Below are 17,387 nucleotides of genomic sequence, written 5' to 3' on the forward strand. Positions count from 1 at the left end.
TTACGGGCACTTGTTGGAAGCTCAGGTATCATCAAGGTACGCAATGTAAACCTTTCAAACTTAGTTAGTAGTGATTATCCGAAATCTAACTATCTACTGAAGTTTGTCATTACGGGGGAGCTTAAAGTTTGTAACACGCCTCTGCCCCATTTTTAGTTTCGCCAAAAAGCCTACGTTCTCGGTCGGGTGGGTTTTGACCACATATAACTAATCTGACACCCAAAACTCACAAAGTCCGAAAAGTGGCCGTCATAGTGTTGTTCTTAGCTCAAATGAATTTGCTGATTTTTGCCCTGAAAATCGCACTGAAAGCGTTCCAAATATCCGCTTAGAGCGTTTTAGGCGGTCTGAGGGTTGTTTGGGATAGCAAAATCGCACATTTGTCATAATAGGAATAATGAACACTGAATTTAGAATTTGGTTTAAATATTATGTCGAAATTACGAATCCGTCTTAAACGTTGTTAGCCGTATTTTCACGGTGATTAATCCAAAACATATTTTTGACTTAAAGCAAACTTACTAATTTCTTCAGAATATTCCTGCAAAAATTTATTCTTATCGATCTGAGGCTCGGCGATATGTGGTGGTACTTGATCCATAAATGAGAAATGATCGCCACCTTCAATAACTCTCATTTCCACCATTTGCGGATTAGGAATGGTTTGAGCCAACCATTCCGTTTGGGCGCTCGGTGTAATCTCATCTTCTGAGCCAACCCACGCAAAAATGGGAATATTAACTGTGTCAAGCGAACCTGGAGCATAAAAAAACTTAGTTGGCGCAGCCAAAATTACCAAAGACACGAGTCTGTTGTCCGGTAAAATATCAACTATTTCTCTTGATCTCGTTTGCATCTCTGCGCCAGCTAAAGCGATAAGTGTAGCAGCACCAATCGAGTGCCCTATTCCTATCACTTTTGAATTAGGTTGTGTACATGCTTTTAGAGAGAGGGACAGTCGTCTTGCTCTAAGAGATAATTCAATTTTATTAGGAAAATGATTTGTAAGCATCTCAAAACATGGAGCAATTATTGTACACCCTGATTTTTTTAGTGTATCCAAAAGAGTTGAATATCGTTCAGGCATTCCACCTGCGCCGACAGAAAACAGTATAACTGGACTGTTTTGTTCACCAGACTCGTGTACCAAAACTTTAAATGGTTCACCGCCATCTTGTATTATCTTGGTTTGCATAAAATTTCTCCTAGGCTTTGCTATTGTGGATACACTTAGCTCTTTATATTCGGCGATGAGCCGTTCTTTCGTTTTGAGCTATTTTGGGACAGTCAACATGAATTTAAGGGCTTAAAAGACGGTTTAGTCTATTTAGATGGTAATATGACTCTTCCTTAATTGAGTGTAGATTTTACGTAACGCTCGTTGTGCGTAGGTGGTTGATTTACCATAATTGCATTTACTATTTAATTGGTAGGTAGATCTCTGTTAACAACCCACACTCATTAACTTCATGAGCAAAGTTTAAGTAACGGAAGAAACAAGGGGAGTCTCTTAATTCTTCGCCACTATCTGGCAGCCATTTATGGTACAAGTGATACACGGTGTTACTAATACTATCATGGCTTCCTTCATGGACAGCCATGGCGCATCTGCCACTTGGTATTGTTCCAGATTTTATTCCATAGGCGTTTGCTAGAACCTCTCCTCCGTGCAAGCCACAGATATCAAACTGAAACTCATCATCAGGCGTATCGTTTGGGTCAGAGTGAGGAATACCAAATGTTTCGCTGGTATTTATTGGAGATAAACCTGTTGATTTTCGCCAATTTATGAACTTGGCTACTGTCTCGTATACCAGTCTTGGGCTACCTTTATGTTCAATTAATGCAACTTCTCTTTTTTCGAAGTCTACGACTTGAACGTCCTTTACACTTTCTCCTGTTATCGGTGGATGATATTCATACTTTGAGTGCCAAGTACGCCACTCAGGCTGATTTCTAAATTGGGAAGGTGATTGTCCAAATATCCTAGAAAAAGCACGGCTAAAGGCTTCTAGGCTTGTGAAGTGAGCTTCAAAGGCAATATCAGTAACACTGTACTCTGACTCGAATGCTAACCTGAAAGAAGCGCGTTTCATTCGTGCCAACAACACATATTGCATAGCGCTAATCCCCATAAACGCTTTAAAGATACGATGAAAGTGGTACTTTGAACTGGCAGCTACAGAACTTAGCTGCTCAAGTGAGAACTCGCCATCTAGGTTACCATCTATAAAATCGCACACTTTTTTTATTTGTCGTTCATGATGTTTAATCACGCTCACTGCTTTTTATACTCCAACTTAAAAATCTTAGAAATGATAATACCCAAGAAGATTTTATTATGCCTGATTGAAATTGCTAGATGACGGGTAGTAGACAGTTTATGGAGGGCTAATACTTATGCTTAATTGCCATATCAACAAGCAATAACGTCATCTTAACTGCGTAGCACTCAGTGCTTACTTCTGTTTGTTTTCGTTGACGGTTAGCACCTCAGCAAAGAGTGTAATACAGCATTTTGCAGTACTAAAACTTATCCGTAGTTTTCTAATTTAAGTGGCTACTCTAACAAGGTTTTGTCCAAAAACCTCTCAGGTTGAATTTTTACCCGTGGCATTTTCTAACTAGAAAGTGCCCCAAAATCATTTTCGCACGCTTCATCTTCACTGGTTCTGTTGCTATCTCTTTAGCCCAATATCTTCTTACGAGTGTGAATATTTATTCAATTATAGACAAAGAGCAACCGTGATTGCATTTACGCTCGTTTGAATTGAGTTGCAAACACCACAAAACTGCCTTCATTCATTTACCTTAAATATGTAACTTATTTTTAAGTCATTTACAGGTATGCGTGAGTCATCTCACATTAATTTATTCAATGAAAACTTTTTCATATCCCACACTTTATTCGCGGAATTATCCTCCCCATATATTGTGATGCCGACTCAGAAAAAGTCCACATGGTGTGGACTCACATTAATATCATGCTGAGTGAAGGAGATTAGAATATGAGCACTCCATCTATTGAATTCTTTCCTGTAGATAACGGGGATATGACTTTAATAACAACAAAAAATAAAAAGCGAATTTTGATTGATTGCAACTATCGACAACCATCCGATGATGTCGTCGATGTTAAGTCAATGCTTAGAGAGCGACTAGATAGGAATGATGATAATCAGCTATTTATAGATGCATATCTGATTACTCATCCAGATCAGGACCACACTAGAGGCTTCAAGGAAATTTTCCATACAGGCTCCCCTGATGACTGGAAAGAAAAAGACGACAAAATAATTATCAATGAACTTTGGTCATCTCCAAGGGTGTTCCGTAGAGCAAGCCGAAAGCCCGAAAAGAATGGTAACGCAACCAATACTCTTACAGATGACGCTAAAGCAATTAACACCGAGGCTAAGCGTAGAGCCAACCTTTACAAAGCTAGTGGTACCGTTGGAGAGCTTGGGGACCGTATTGTTATACTGACTCATGATGAAGACGGCAAAACTGAAGGGTATGAAGGTATTGTTGCAGACCTTTACGATGAATTCATTGGGAAAAAATCCGGATTAGATGATGGTTCTATTGAAGGGGTGCTACTTGGTCCAGCAGACCGCCAAGATATTGATGATGAAGAGACAACTTTATCTAAAAATAACTCTAGTGCCATAGTTCGATTTACAATCTCAGACGAACAGGGATGTCCTAACTATTTCTTGAATGGCGGAGATGCTGAGGTTAAGTGCTGGGAGCGCCTCTACGACAACCTAAAAGAACAAGAGAACACTGACTTTCTTGAGTATGATGTTTTACAGGCTCCACATCACTGCTCATGGCACAGTCTGTCAGAAGACAGTGAATCAAAAGACACTGACCCTCAGCCAAGTAAAAAAGCTATCAATGCACTTGGTAATGCTTTATCAGATTCATTTATTGTTTCAAGTAGCCGTCAATTTGGAGAGAAAACCCCTCCTTCCCCTCTCGCAAGAAAAGAATATGAAAACATTTTGGATAATGTCGAAGGTCAATTCTTATGCGTCGCCGATGAGGAAGACGACTCTGGCAAACCTACATCGCTCCTCATCACATTTGAGAATGGCAAAGCTATTAAATCGGTCCCTCCTGTAGTTTTTTCGACCATGAGTGACCCAGAGACGGTGAAAAAGGAAGGCAAAAATACTTATGCGTAAACCGATCGGTGCTGCGCTGTTGTCGCTTGGGTCTGTACTGTTCAAGCGCTACAACGCACGGTTGCTGACCTCAAAGAAGGCAAAGGAGTGGAAACTTCCTTTGCCTCAAGAACACAGGGCATGGGTAATAAAAACGGATATAACTCTTGACGGTGAGCAACTCTCACTTGTTGTGCTAGCAAAAGAGACGTTCCCTTATGTGCCTCCGAAAATCTATGTTCGACCTCATACTTCCATTCTGAAGCACCCTCATATCGAAAATGGTGGGCGATTATGTATTTGGAGTAGTCAGGTAGCCTTTAATCCACATGACCATTCGTACATTCATACCCTAGTTAACGATGCTCATAAAATGGTTTCAAAAACAATCAAAGGTCAATTAGACGATGACTTTGAAAATGGATTCCTAAGTTACTGGACAAATGCAAACCCGCATACCATAAAAGTATCTAGTTTGAATAACTTACAGAGGACCCCATCTAGACAAATATATGTAGCTTATACCAAACAGAAAGGAGTTGTTTTTGCCGACAGTTCCCTAGAACTTAACTCATGGCTGGAAAGGGCTGGCGTCAAACCAAAGTACCGTAATATAACAACTAGCATTCTAATTAGTCTTGATAAACCTTGGAAACCATGCGAATACCCTAAAACATTGGGTGAAATCGAAGATATTCTAATAAAACAGGGATGGGCGTCTGATCCTTTAAATAAGTGTATAGCGGACTTATTATCAGTACCGAAACCTTTTCCGATATTTTTAGTGAGAGTTGAAACCACTAACGGTATAGCCTGCGTTGGGATGAGTCTTGAGACTAACGCTCTAGGTACAGGAAACCGAGGTAAAACATACAGGAAACCCATTTTAGGTAATGGTTATAGGCCTGGCAAGGTTTCTAATAAGGTTCTCTTAGGACGTAGTCGAAATATAAAACTGAATGGTGTCAATGTTGATCGTAAGGATATTAGTTGGATGCTGGGTAGAGATAGGAACAAAGCCTTAAAGGATTTAGGTGAAATCAAGATAGCAGTCCTTGGACTAGGTTCTGTTGGTTCAGGATTACTCCCTCTATTGGTTAGGTCCGGGTTTAAAAAATTTGTACTGGTAGATGGGGATATTCTGGAACCAGCAAACATCGGTCGTCATTGGTTAGGAGAGCAACATGTTGGCCAAAATAAAGCAAAAGCTTGTGAAGATGAACTTAATCGCATGTTTCCTTGGGTTGAAGTAGATTTATGCAGCCAGAGTGAATGGTTTAAAGATGAAGCAACTATTGAGGAAATAAAGGATTGTGATGTGATAGTGAGTGCTACTGGTGAGTGGGCTTCTGATTGTGCTATGAGAGATTTAACTGAAAAAGAAGATATAATCAGCCCTGTAGTTTTTTGCTTCACGGAAGCTCATGCTACCGCAACTCATTGCTTTGTAAACATGGATGGTAGCTTTGATTATTTTGATTTATTCGATAGTACCGGGATATTAAAGAGACCAGTAACGACTTACCAAGAGAGTACTGTTGAAGCGCTACCGTCTTGTGGAGGGTTTTATCAACCTTACGGGGCAATTGAATTGAGTTATGGACATGGAATGATCTGTGAAACGATCTGTAATATTGTCCACAGTGGAGAAGTAGATAGTAATTTGAAGCATACTGTTTGGGTTGGTCGAAAGTCTTTAGTAGAAAGTACCGGAGGTACTTGGAACAGCGATTGGGTTATGGCACATGGAGATCCAGAGCAAGGATCAAAAATTATCCGAGTCGAGGAGTTGGCAAATGGAGTTTAGTTCTCACCAACTAAGGGGGTTAAAAGTCGTCCTAACAGAACAAGCTGCTAAAGCACTGTGCGGCTATTTCCAAAAGAGGAGTGATAGTGAATCTGGTGGAATGCTTTTTGGTACCTTTAAGGACGGCTTAGTTGAGATTAAATCTATATCTGAGCCTAACTTTTTTGATCGGAGAGCTAAAACTCAATTTATCCTACACAAAGGCAAAGCAAACAAGACAATTGAAAGATTTCATAAAAAAGGGCTGCACTACCTTGGAGATTGGCATACTCATTCTGAAGAGTCACCAAGCCCATCAAGAGAAGATATCAATACAATAAGGAGCACGTTTAAAGAGTCTTCTCATCAATTAAGATTCTTTATAATAATGATCCTTAGCAACAAATCTCTAGACAATAGTTACTTATCACTTACAAACGGACATAGGGAATTTTTGTTTAATGCAACCTAGTAATGAGAACGAAGCACAACTGAGTGTCGATGTCGAACAAGGAGTGAAGGAAGATGGGTATTCCGTAGTCTGGGTAAGTCTATATTTGTTGGGGCTTCTTAGTGTTCCTTTTTCTTACTTTATTGCCTGCTCATACGCGGCATTACCAACTTGGCTCAGCAAGCATCAGTTGTTAGTTGAGTGTGTGCTTTTTGGCCTAATCGGTGGGTGTTTATATTGCTTGAGGGCCGTCTATCTGAATAGATGTGTTCGGAAAAGTTGGGATACAATTTGGTTGAGTTGGTATGTATTACGTCCCTTAGTCTCCTTAATTATGGGAGGAATGACATACTTCATGATCAACGTAGGCTTAATAGCTATTGGTGGAAAAGCCATTAGCTCACCCGAACACCTATTTTATATTCTCGCTTTTTTTTCAGGTTTGAACGTAGATGGATTTTTAAAGAAATTCGAAGGACAAATTTCGAAGACTACTGGCGTAAGGGAAAGTAAACAGAGCTCTTCAAGGGCGTTGTTGCCTAAATCAATTGAACCTTTTTCGAGTCCTGCGATCTGATCCTTTATGATGGTTAGAGCGGTGACAACATGGGTAAGGCGAAAAAGAAGATAACTAACTGGGCGGAGTACAATAAGGCTTTGTGCAAACGGGGCTCGGTTACGTTCTGGATAGATGATACAGCCGTAGATGCATGGCGATGCAAAACCCATCATGGTAAGCGTGGTAGAGGCTTTCAGTACTCTGATACAGCGATTGAAACTGCCTTGATGATTAAAGGAGTATTCTCATTACCATTACGTGCTCTTCAAGGCTTTATTGATTCTATCTTTGAGCTATTGGATGTTCCACTGACGTCCCCTGACTACACCTGTATCAGCAAACGCTCGAAGACAGTTCAGGTCAAATATCGCAATAAATCCAAAGGAGCTATTCGCCATATAGCCATTGACTCGACTGGTCTCAAAGTTTTTGGCGAGGGTGAATGGAAAGTGAAAAAGCACGGCGCCGAAAAACGCAGAACTTGGCGTAAACTGCACTTAGCTGTTGATGTAGAAACTCATGAGGCCATTAGTGCAGAAGTCAGTCTTGTAAGTGTTGGCGATAACGAAGTGCTGCCAACATTACTCAACCCTTTACGTAGAAAGATCCATACAGTATCTGCTGATGGAGCATATGACACAAAAAGTTGCCATGAGACTCTGAAAAATAAGGGCTGTACTCCGTTGATACCACCTCGAAAGAATGCGGCTCTTTGGGAAGATGGGCATCCCAGAAATGAAGCTGTAGAGGCTCTTAAAAACGGAACAATAACGGAGTGGAAATCTGAGTCTGGTTACCACTATCGCTCAATATCTGAGACCGCAATGTCTCGATATAAAGGACTAACCAGCGGTAAATTGAGCTTGAGATGTTACAACGCTCAAGTGGGAGAAATCATGGCGAATGTCAAAGCTATAAACAAAGTCATAGGACTAGGTATGCCTGTTAGAAGCTAACGATTAGTCAAATATGGCGTCGTTGAACCTCAAGCTGATTTGATCAACAACGCCCTCTTCAAGTAGCAATGGGTAACTTAATAACCACCTACTTTTAGCCGGTGGTTGTTATTTTATGTACATTAAGTGAGTATTAATTCAAGTTAATGGTATTGCGTGGATCTTTAGTAGGTTTTTTAATCTAACCAATAATTGTCCAACTCTGAGTCAGTATGTCGTCGCGACTCATTGGCGAGTGCCAATGATGTATTTTGTAACTGGAAGCAGTTAGCTTTGTCGACAAAAGCTGATAACAAAGAGAGCCAAAGCTGACTAAATTGATTAACCAATAACTTTCAATTTTTTTGGTTATAGTATGTGTAATATAAATCCCAATAATACTTGAGTTATTTTAAATGAAACAAGAAGTACATAGGTTTGAGCTATCAATAAATAGCACTATCTCTGAAGTCTATGGTCACTTTACTAAGGCAAATAGTGACCAAAGCCTCGATAGAATGTTTGAAGGTCTTCAAAAAAAACTCAGGAAAATTACCTGCTCAGTGAGAGAGAGGGAGTGTACTCTCATTAATGTGTACATTGCATACGGCAGAAGACAAGAGGACTTTGATGGTAAAGGGAAGACTTGTAAATCTTTTCCTACAAGGAGAATCGAAAGTATAATGAACACCCACTCTAACCTTTCGCCAGAAGACCTGCTAGGTGAGGCTTTACGATCTTTAGAGCATTGATCTGGAACTTTAACGCTTTCTAAATTAGCGCATGGTAGCTAAGAATATGAGCAGAAAAATTAAGAGTAATTAAACACCCTAGGTCAAAATAATGATAGATGTAGTTTACTCTCAAGAAAATGAATCTACGAAAGAGGTCAATGTGACCTCTTTTTTGTATTGATTTTAAAAATGATTAACTCGCTTATTGTCCAGAGGCGTTCTAGCGCTAATTTCAGTTAACTGTAATCTGTCATTTTTGGTCTGTATTTTGGGGGTTAAAGTGCCCCTGTATAAGAGAACTAGGCGTTAATGTAAAAACAGTGTGGTCAAATCTACACCCCAACCCCTTCCAATAGGGGCGTTTTTCATCGATAATTTAGTCTCTTAGCGAAAACAAAGACTAATTGGAAAGTGTTCCAAAAATGCCCCTGTATTTTCAATTCTTCACCACACACCACGCTAAATCGTAAACGATTTAAATGATTGTCTGTGATGAATTTAAAACCTATAAAAACAATGATTTATGCTTAATAGTGGAGGCGAAATAGAGCGTGAAAAAATTTTCAAAATCTCAACTAATTAGCCGCTGAAATCCCAGTGTGAAAATATGTAATTACATTGAATTATCATTGGCGCCTTTCTGTGTAAGGGATTGTGGTGATTTCAATCTAAATTCAATGGGATTTAATTAAATTGTTATTTATCCCTTTATCGGTAAGGTTGTAGCGGTTTTTTCAAAACTAAGTACAATGGGTTTACATTGAGAATTTATTGGATTTCATTGAGGCTTAAAGGTGGGCTTCATTGACATTCATTGAGGAGAAAAAGCTAAATTATGTCACGTTCTTACCCTTTACAAAGCTCCCTTCGAGGGAAGCTAGAGCAAGATTTTAAGAAGTTCAGAGACAGAGAAAAGTTAAGTGATGCCGAGGCAACTCGTCAGCTTTTTACCTTGGCGTTGCGTATCAAACTGAATGACAGTGACGATGAGCGGCCGTCGAACCGTGAGTTGATGGAAGAAACGTATCGTAGAGTTAGGCAGGTACAAGGCGTGCTAAATTTAAATTTGGCGCATAGCTTTGATGGGGAGGGGTATTATAAGAATAAAGCGGATTCGATTGAGCAAAGAAAATCCAACACCGCTTTGGTTGATAAAAGCGTCGATGAATATCTTGAAGGCGAAAAAAAAGGGTAGCCATTGGCTACCCTTTTATTATCGCTCTAACTCTCTGTCGATTTCTCTGTCTTCCCAATGGCTCTCTTTCTCTGATTGATTAAATTCCATCTCTTGCTGAGGGGAATATTCTTTTGGCTCAAAGTGTTCGAGTGATTGGCTGTCGGTTTCTTTTTTATCATTATAGTTGATGGTGTCTAATTCATTCTCTTGATGAGAAGAGTGTGCTTCACTTAATTCAATATCATGCGCGCTGTTATCCCTATCTAACTTATCAATGCACGATTTGATGTCATCTTTTAGGTTATCATCTGACATGAATTGAATGTCTCGGCCATGAAAGTTCTCGACGATTTTTTCAATGTTGTTCGGGTTTAAATCGTGATTGCCATGATTTAATACAATAATGATGTTCTGTCTCAGCTCATCGGTAGAGATGTTTTGAATGTCGTTCTTGTGATTGACATTAATAATATCAATCTGCCCTTGAGTTTGGTCTCGAATTAAGAATGAGTTTTCAATTGAGGTACTGATGATGGTGGTATTTAAATTCTCTCCTTGATGGAATTGGGTTAATTGTTTGGACTTTGTGCCTAGGGTTCTTGGGTTAATGTCTAGGGAGGTATCTTTATTTCCTTGAGTGTCTAAATAGGTCACTTCAATGGCTTTGGTTTCGCCTTCTTTATTGTGGATGTTGGTTAGCATTGCAGGGTGAAAGGATTTGTCTTCGGATGAATAGACCGCCGGGTGGAACTTAACCTGGTTATTTTCAATGTTATTGACACCGAGCTTGTTTAAGTACGTTTGGGCCAGTGTGTTATCCATCGGTAAGCTTTGATTGATATAATCTTTAGCCCGTTCTTCAAACTGCGCAATATGCCTTGGGGTGGTGCTCAGTAATTTGTCGTGTTTATTGTTTTCCTCCAATTGATATTTATCTGGCTCATTGAGCATCTTGTGCGCTTCATTCATCGCGGCTTTATAATTCATTTCCTTATGACTCATGATTAGGTTAATCAATGCGCCTTTTTCGCCTGTGGTGTAGTCTTTAAAATACCCGCGATATTCTCCGGTTAAGGTGACTTTAATGGCTGATTTACCAAGGCCAAAGGTTAAGTAATCACGGTCTGATTTAGATTGGTTAGGCTTGCCTAATAACTGAACGGCGAGACTTTCGGTGTATTTGGGTAGTTGCGTATTGATGTGCTCCCTAAATTTGTTGTAGTCAAAGTCACCGCTTTTATTTTGGAATCGGACGTCCTCATGAGGCAGAGCATTACGGTTAAAGTATGTGGTGTCTTTGGGTGGGATTTGGTTAAGGGTTTCTATTGCACTGGCTTTATGGCTCTCTTTAGAGAGCCAGCTTTTGACCAATTGTTTTGTGTTGTCGGTATAGAGCCGAATGTGCTGACTGGCACGAGTCACATCGATACCGGCGCGTCTTAAGTTGGTCAGTGCGCCTTTGCTTTGTATCGCGCTAATGACGTGTTGATAGGTGGATCCTTGCGCCATGTCTGCGGTTCGACTGTAGGCGTAGTCCCAGTGCCCGTCTTTAAGCGCATTAGGGTTAAGGCTGAGTGTTTGTCCTGTCTTAGATTGAGCGATAACACTGTCTGTATTCGCTTGCGTGATGCGGTACTCCACGTTGGCTTTAATGCCGCGCTCTTTATCGGTAAAACGGGTGATGATTTTATCGCCGGTTGAAAGTGGCTTTTCTGACGTAGAGAACAGGGTGGTGAAACGGTGATCACGGTTACGCGGTAAGAACGGCCTTGTCTTACCTGTACTTGCGTCTTGAAGTGTTACTACGCCATGCTCAGAGTCAACGTGAGTGATTGCCGCGTACTCACCGGGCTTGGTGCTCAGTATCAAGCCTTTTTGATACGGCATCATGGTGGTGAGCTCTTCCCCCGTCGCGCCGATTGAGCGTAGCCTCGTTGCGATGACGTTCTCTTTGCCTAACTCACTCTTTTTCATTAAACCGACACGGATGTGTTCGGTGATGGTGTCTCGCTCCTGGTTGGTGTACGCGATAATCAGTGTGTTGTCTCGCGTTTCGGGGGTGCGCTCTAAATAGTCTTTGGCGACCACATAAGGCAGCTTCTCTGTGGCGGTGAGCTGCGCTCTGAGTCGGTCTTTGTCGTTTTCATCCAGCGTAGAAATGACATGCTGGCTGTTGCCCTGGGTGTCAGGGGTTTGCTGCTGGAGTTTGTCTAGGGCGCTGAGCGGCTGTTTATCAATGGTGTTTTGCTGTGCATTGTGCAAGATGTCATTTTGTGGACGTACCATATCGGTCATGTAAGCGGTATCGATGCGACCTTGGCTCATGGCCAGCTCAAAGGGTTTACCGGCACTGAGTGACAATAACTGCTCTTTATCGCCCAATTTGACTGTTTTGGACTGACTGTCATTGACCAGCTTTGTGAACTCATCGGCTTGCTTGTTGCTGACCATGGAGCTTTCATCGAGAAAGAACAAGGTGTGTTGATAGTCACTGGCTTCTCGATTGCCTTGTCGGATGTCAGAAAGCAAACTGTCTAGCGTTTGCGCTTTCACGCCTTTGCTTTCTAGCTCTGCAACCGCGGCGTGCGTGGGCGCAAGACCGATGACGCTTTGCTCTGGCTGCTGGCTGGCTTCTTTGACTAACTGGATAAGTTCAATATTGGATTCAAGCATGGTGGACTTACCTGTACCGGCTAGCCCTTGGATGGCCACAAAGCTGTCCTTGGTGGTTGAGATAAGGGTGATGGCGTCCTTTTGCCCTTGGGTTAGGCGAGGCTTGGTATCGAGGAAGTCCTGCACCTGTTTGTGGGTAGCAAAAGGCTGATGTTGGTCTTTACCATCATCGATGTTTTGCAAGATGCGCTTTTCAGTCTCCAGCGCGGCGTGCGTCGTCCAGCGTGTGCCGTCACTGTACTCTGCAGAGAGGGTGTCGCTGCGTTTAGTCAGCTCTGTTTCAACCTGCTCTTTGGTAATAGAGCCTCCGGCTTCTTCAAAGGCGTAACGCACCGCTTCCACCACTAAGGCTTTTTGGCTAAACGCCGCTTCTCGCTCTGAGAGGTGGTTCAGGGCAAAGCTGACCGCTTTTTCGATGAGTGGGGCGTTTTGCGCTTTGGCGAGTGCTGACAGTGCCTGACTGACATCCTGCTTTAGCCAATCTTGGGTGGCGTCGTTTAGGTAGCGGTCGTTGACGTTTTGCGTCTGCAGTACACGCTCAATGGCTGACGGGGAGACCTGCTCTTTTTCAAGTGCGCTTTGGGCTTTGTCTGGTTTGTCGGTGAAGATATCAAGGCGCTCTGTTTTTTCAGTCAGGTCGTTTATCAGGGGCTTAGATAGGGTAAATGCTTTGCCTGACAGTAAAGTATGGGCTTTTGGCTCAATATGGTGGGCGCTATGAACGTAGTCGTATTGCAGCGGCGCGTCTTTTAAGCTCTCTAAGTTGACGCGCTGCGTTTCCCCTTTGCTCTCAAGCGTGAGGCTTTCTTTGTCAATGTGAGTGACAAGGTAGCTTTGGTTCGCGTCCAAGCCAGCAGGGAAGTGTTTGCCTAGCGTTCGAAGACGTTCGCCTTGGGCGATGTTGAGACTTTGCGGTTTATTGATTTGCATCTTCATGTGCTTAAAGGCGCGACTGGACGGGTCAAAGGTGTGTGATTGTCCATCGTGTTTGCTGAGTGCGGTCATGGTGTTGCTCTCTTTATCGATACTGGCGATGACAAAACTCTGAGGTTTGTTTTTCTCCCAATGGGTGAGTGTCATGCCTGGTTTGTAGTGTTGAACGAGGGGTTGTTGCGCTTTGGAGAGGGGGTGAGGGGTTTGAGTGAATAGGGTGGTTTCGTGTCTGGCGAGGGCGCCGGTATTTTTGAGCTGGCCCCGTATCGCTTCGGTTAACCGCCGCTGCTCGACGCTGGAAGTGGCAATCACTTGCGTGTTGGCTTTATCGGGGAGGTCGGCGTACACCCGCGCTATCCTATCGGTATCATTGTCATGCAGTTTTACGTTGGTGTTGCTGGCTCGCTTGCCAACCCAAGAATGACTCTCCACATTGCCTTTTTGATACAGCGAGATAGCGTTATTGGCTTTAAATCCCTGACGGCTTGATACGCGATTAAGCATCACCACTTTACTGCTCGATTGTTTGGCTTTATCGGTGAGGGCCAGCAACTCATTGGCACTCATCTTATTGGCGTCATCGATGAGCAAGATGTCTTTATTGGTCAGCGGCGTATCGCTTTGCAGTAAGCTATGGGTAGTGTGGCGCTGCTCTGGTGAAAAGAGCTGACCGACCCAGGCGCTGAGTGTTTGACTCTTGCGCTGTACGCTCTCCATGCCCTCAGTCTTGGCTTTCACGCTTTGGGAGACCAATTGGACACGCTTACCGCTGTGATTGCCTACATTGAGTAGCTGCTGCGCAATACCCTGTGATGAGCCGTGTACATTGACCACATGGAACTGTTTGGTGGAGTGGTACAGCTCGGTCAGTATACGCTGCTGGCTTTCAGGGATAGCGAGCTTGTTGAGCGTGTTCGATTCAACGTGGGTGCGCATGTGATGCGCACGACCTTGTGTGCTGTCGATAAGCGCTTGTTCGTTATCAATTAAGCCTTTGGTGGTGTATTGCCCTTTTTGACTGAGTCCTATCAAGTCGCCCTGTTTAATCATTGCATCCGCGACTTTTTTGATATCAAGGGCGTTGAGTTGCACGCCGCCTTTGGTGAACTCTGAGGCGGTGAGTTCAATGATTTTTTCAAGGTGTAACGCAGTGCTGTATTGCCCTAGATGGTCAATGGCTCTGCTGATCGCGGCTTGGGTTTCACCGAGTGGCGGGGTATTTTGCGCTTCCTTTACTTGTTGCGCCATGGTGACAAGCTCTGCGGGGTCATACCCTTGCTCTTTTACGGTGCTTTGCCACTGTTTGTTGAGGCTGTCACTGCTCTGGTAGGTTTTGCTTTTACGAGTATCGAGGTTTGCTACGTCTTTCGCCGCGCGCGAGTCAAAGCCTAAATCGAGTGTGCGTTGGTCAATTTGTTGTTTGCGAGTGGACGACGCATCAAGAATAGGCTGAGGGACACCGCTGATTTCGAACTGACCGTTGCCGACGCCTCGCGTGGAATAACCGAGGGTTTCTGCCTCTTTAGCTAATTGGCTCTGGTACAAGATACCGTAGTATTTTTGGAAGTTGTAAATGCGCTCGCCAGTCCCGTTAATCACGCCCCCTTTTTGTTTTAGGCTGGTTGATAAAGCGCGTAAATCTCCTTCTTTATCGCGCGTCATGTTAGCGGCTAGCGCGTGCGAATGCACTTGCATGTCATTTTCACGGCTGGTCTTATGGCGTACGACTGCAAATAGCATCGAATCCGTATTTTCGTATTCTTGAACGCCTTTCTCATGGGTGACTTTGACTTGTGCTACGTCTTTCTCCAGCTCTGTTAAGGCGAACTTCACGGCGTTATTGTGCGCTTCAATGAGGCGGCTATCTCCGCCAATAAGCGCAAGAACGCTGAGGGATTTGGGCGCAGAAAAGGTCAGGTCGAAGCCCGATTTATGATCATCTCGTTTTCCTTTAATGGTTTCACCGCCAAGACTGCCTGAGAGTACCGATTCTAGGGTGGCTTGCTCTACGGGTTTACCCGCCAGTCCCGCTTCGATGGCCAGCTTGCCATGCCAGAAGGTGTTTTCTTCTTGGTCTTTTTCCTTGAGGTAATAGTTATCGCCCGCGTTTTTTTCTAAAGAGACGTCAGGTAGGTCTTTGGGGTTTTCTTCGCTGAGATAATATTTGGCAGCGCCAGAAGCGGATTTTAATGGGCTAATAGAAAGCATGAGTATTTTCCTTATGCAACGCAAATTGCCGCTAGCAGCAAAACTGAGCGGTGAGTGGAGGTTAAGGGGGAAGTGGAATTAAAAGAGGTGTGGTTACAAAATGATCCCAACACAAGCAAAGGAATTGCTAGCGGTTAACGTTCGTTCTTCGTGAATGATGACGCCATTTTCATCAATGTGAATGGATGTAATGCCCGCTTTAAATCGGTCTAACGCTACAATTTCTTCATTGGTTAAATGCTTGCCATGAGTCAGGCATTCTAGATGGTTAAAGCTGTATTCATCGGCGGCCATCGCTAGTTTCGAAGAATCAGAATGCTTCATGCACTCATTGCCATACAGCCAATCTTGAGCACACTCTATATTTGGCTCTAACTGGTAAGTCATATGGTGGGTGACGCTTGCAAAAGAATGGGACTGGCTTGTCCATTTGTAGCTCACTTGAAAACAATCAACCTCATCGGGAATGACGGCATACCAACCTCGACTTTTGGGGGAGGTCTCTAAATAAACAGACACGTAGCGTTTGTTTGGCCAAAAGCGCTTTGTTTTTGGATTGCCGTTTGGTTTAGCCCAGTCGGGTCCTATAAATTCAAAATGAATGTCTGTTACCTTGTTGCTGGTCAGCTCAGGTGTCAGAAATATTCTAGGCGTAAATTGCAGGTATCGTTCCTTGGGGTATAGAGGCAGATGGATGTCGAGTTGGTGTTTAATGGCCGATTGGATCTCTGAGTGTGCTTGAGTGTAGCATTCTGACCATTCAAGACTTTTTGCCGCCTCAATGGGTGACATGCCCCGGGCATATAAATCGATATAGGGTGTCCAATCTATCTTGATGTATCGGTATGGGATTTTTTTGAGATGCGCTGCAAATGCCTTAAACCATTCTTTCCATTGGTCGTCATATTCGTGGGTCATTTTTCCGTTGAGATAATTAAGACCTTTGCGAGTAAAAGTGACGCACCTTTGATCATCGTTGAGTTCTAGGTAATTTTCTGAAATCAGTTGCTCTAAGATGTCTCTGATTAGCATGCCAGAGTGTGGGTAAACATCCAAAGCGCGCTCTTTTGCTTGAGACTTGCTCAAGCTCATTCGCTTTTCTTTCATGTGCGCTAGATACTGAGTGTTGATAGGGTCTACTTGGTAATTTTTTGTTCTTGGCCACAGCCAATCTAAAAGGTCGCGGGCATAGGCCGTATTCGGTCCTAATTCTAACGTATAGGACGTTGGCGCTTTGGGTAGGGGGGGAAGCTCTTCTTTATTGCCATTCATGGCGTTTAACTCTTCGGTAGTTAAGTTTCTTAGTATGACATGGGTAAAGCCTTCAATATTGTCGATGTGCTCCCCCAAGCTGACTCTGACACTTTGGATGAAAGGAATGATGGATGCTTGGTTAAATAGAATGTTGTGGGTTGGCTCGTGGTGCGTGACTGCTTGCGCTTTTAAGTCGTCCCAGTCGCCATAACCTACCGCTTGAGCGCAAATCGATAACCATGTGTTTTTTTCGGTGGCGTTGCCCTGAATGATTTCAGCGAAGGTAAGTTGATCGAATATAGTGTGTAATTGTTTCTTTAATATCGGTAGATGGTCAGAATTAAAGAGGGTCTTATTTGACATGGTAATTCCTTGATGAATGAACGTAAAAAAGCCTTGCCATTGCAAGGCTTGGAAGAGTGGTTGAGTGATTATTCGAGATGATGAGGCTCTAGGGTGTCGTCTCTATGGGGCGTTACGCTTTTCATCGATTTTCCTTTAATGAATC

Annotated in this window: 10 protein-coding genes; 6 read left to right on the plus strand and 4 right to left on the minus strand. The window is 43.0% G+C overall.

The window, feature by feature from the left end; translation table 11 throughout:
- Positions 1–484 precede the first annotated feature (484 nt).
- Positions 485–1,195 carry an alpha/beta hydrolase gene (locus AB6E08_RS09470; protein WP_065607929.1) on the minus strand — a complete coding sequence of 237 codons (711 nt, stop codon included), beginning with the start codon at positions 1,193–1,195 and terminating at the stop codon, positions 485–487.
- Positions 1,196–1,418: 223 nt separating this feature from the next.
- Positions 1,419–2,282, minus strand: a complete 864-nt coding sequence (locus AB6E08_RS09475) for a GyrI-like domain-containing protein (RefSeq protein WP_057623080.1) — start codon at positions 2,280–2,282, stop codon at positions 1,419–1,421.
- A gap of 726 nt (positions 2,283–3,008) precedes the next feature.
- Between AB6E08_RS09475 and AB6E08_RS09480 the strand changes: the two genes are divergently transcribed.
- From AB6E08_RS09480 to AB6E08_RS09505, 6 genes are all read left to right on the plus strand, one after another.
- Positions 3,009–4,190, plus strand: a complete 1,182-nt coding sequence (locus AB6E08_RS09480) for a cobalamin biosynthesis protein CobQ (RefSeq protein WP_372065212.1) — start codon at positions 3,009–3,011, stop codon at positions 4,188–4,190.
- Positions 4,183–5,976 carry a ThiF family adenylyltransferase gene (locus tag AB6E08_RS09485; RefSeq protein WP_372065209.1) on the plus strand — a complete coding sequence of 598 codons (1,794 nt, stop codon included), beginning with the start codon at positions 4,183–4,185 and terminating at the stop codon, positions 5,974–5,976. Before AB6E08_RS09480 ends, AB6E08_RS09485 begins: the two co-directional genes overlap by 8 nt.
- Positions 5,966–6,427, plus strand: coding sequence for a Mov34/MPN/PAD-1 family protein (locus AB6E08_RS09490; protein WP_372065206.1), 462 nt, complete (start codon positions 5,966–5,968; stop codon positions 6,425–6,427). Before AB6E08_RS09485 ends, AB6E08_RS09490 begins: the two co-directional genes overlap by 11 nt.
- Positions 6,417–6,983 (plus strand): hypothetical protein, encoded by a 567-nt coding sequence (locus tag AB6E08_RS09495; RefSeq protein WP_372065204.1) that lies wholly within the window; start codon positions 6,417–6,419, stop codon positions 6,981–6,983. Before AB6E08_RS09490 ends, AB6E08_RS09495 begins: the two co-directional genes overlap by 11 nt.
- 29 nt (positions 6,984–7,012) lie before the next feature.
- Positions 7,013–7,921: an IS5 family transposase gene (locus AB6E08_RS09500; RefSeq protein ID WP_372065201.1), complete on the plus strand. Its 909-nt coding sequence runs from the start codon at positions 7,013–7,015 to the stop codon at positions 7,919–7,921.
- 1,548 nt (positions 7,922–9,469) lie between these two features.
- A complete protein-coding gene (locus AB6E08_RS09505) occupies positions 9,470–9,829 on the plus strand; it encodes a hypothetical protein (RefSeq protein ID WP_016790675.1) in 360 nt (119 codons plus the stop codon).
- A gap of 18 nt (positions 9,830–9,847) precedes the next feature.
- Here the strand turns inward: AB6E08_RS09505 and traI are convergent, their stop codons facing one another.
- Positions 9,848–15,625, minus strand: a complete 5,778-nt coding sequence (gene traI / locus AB6E08_RS09510; protein WP_372065198.1) for a conjugative transfer relaxase/helicase TraI — start codon at positions 15,623–15,625, stop codon at positions 9,848–9,850.
- Positions 15,626–15,718: 93 nt separating this feature from the next.
- Positions 15,719–17,242, minus strand: coding sequence for a hypothetical protein (locus AB6E08_RS09515; RefSeq protein WP_305373652.1), 1,524 nt, complete (start codon positions 17,240–17,242; stop codon positions 15,719–15,721).
- Positions 17,243–17,387 lie beyond the last annotated feature (145 nt).

Origin of the sequence: Vibrio sp. 10N.247.310.24 (genome assembly GCF_041467175.1) — a bacterium.
GTDB classification, from domain to species: domain Bacteria; phylum Pseudomonadota; class Gammaproteobacteria; order Enterobacterales; family Vibrionaceae; genus Vibrio; species Vibrio tasmaniensis_A.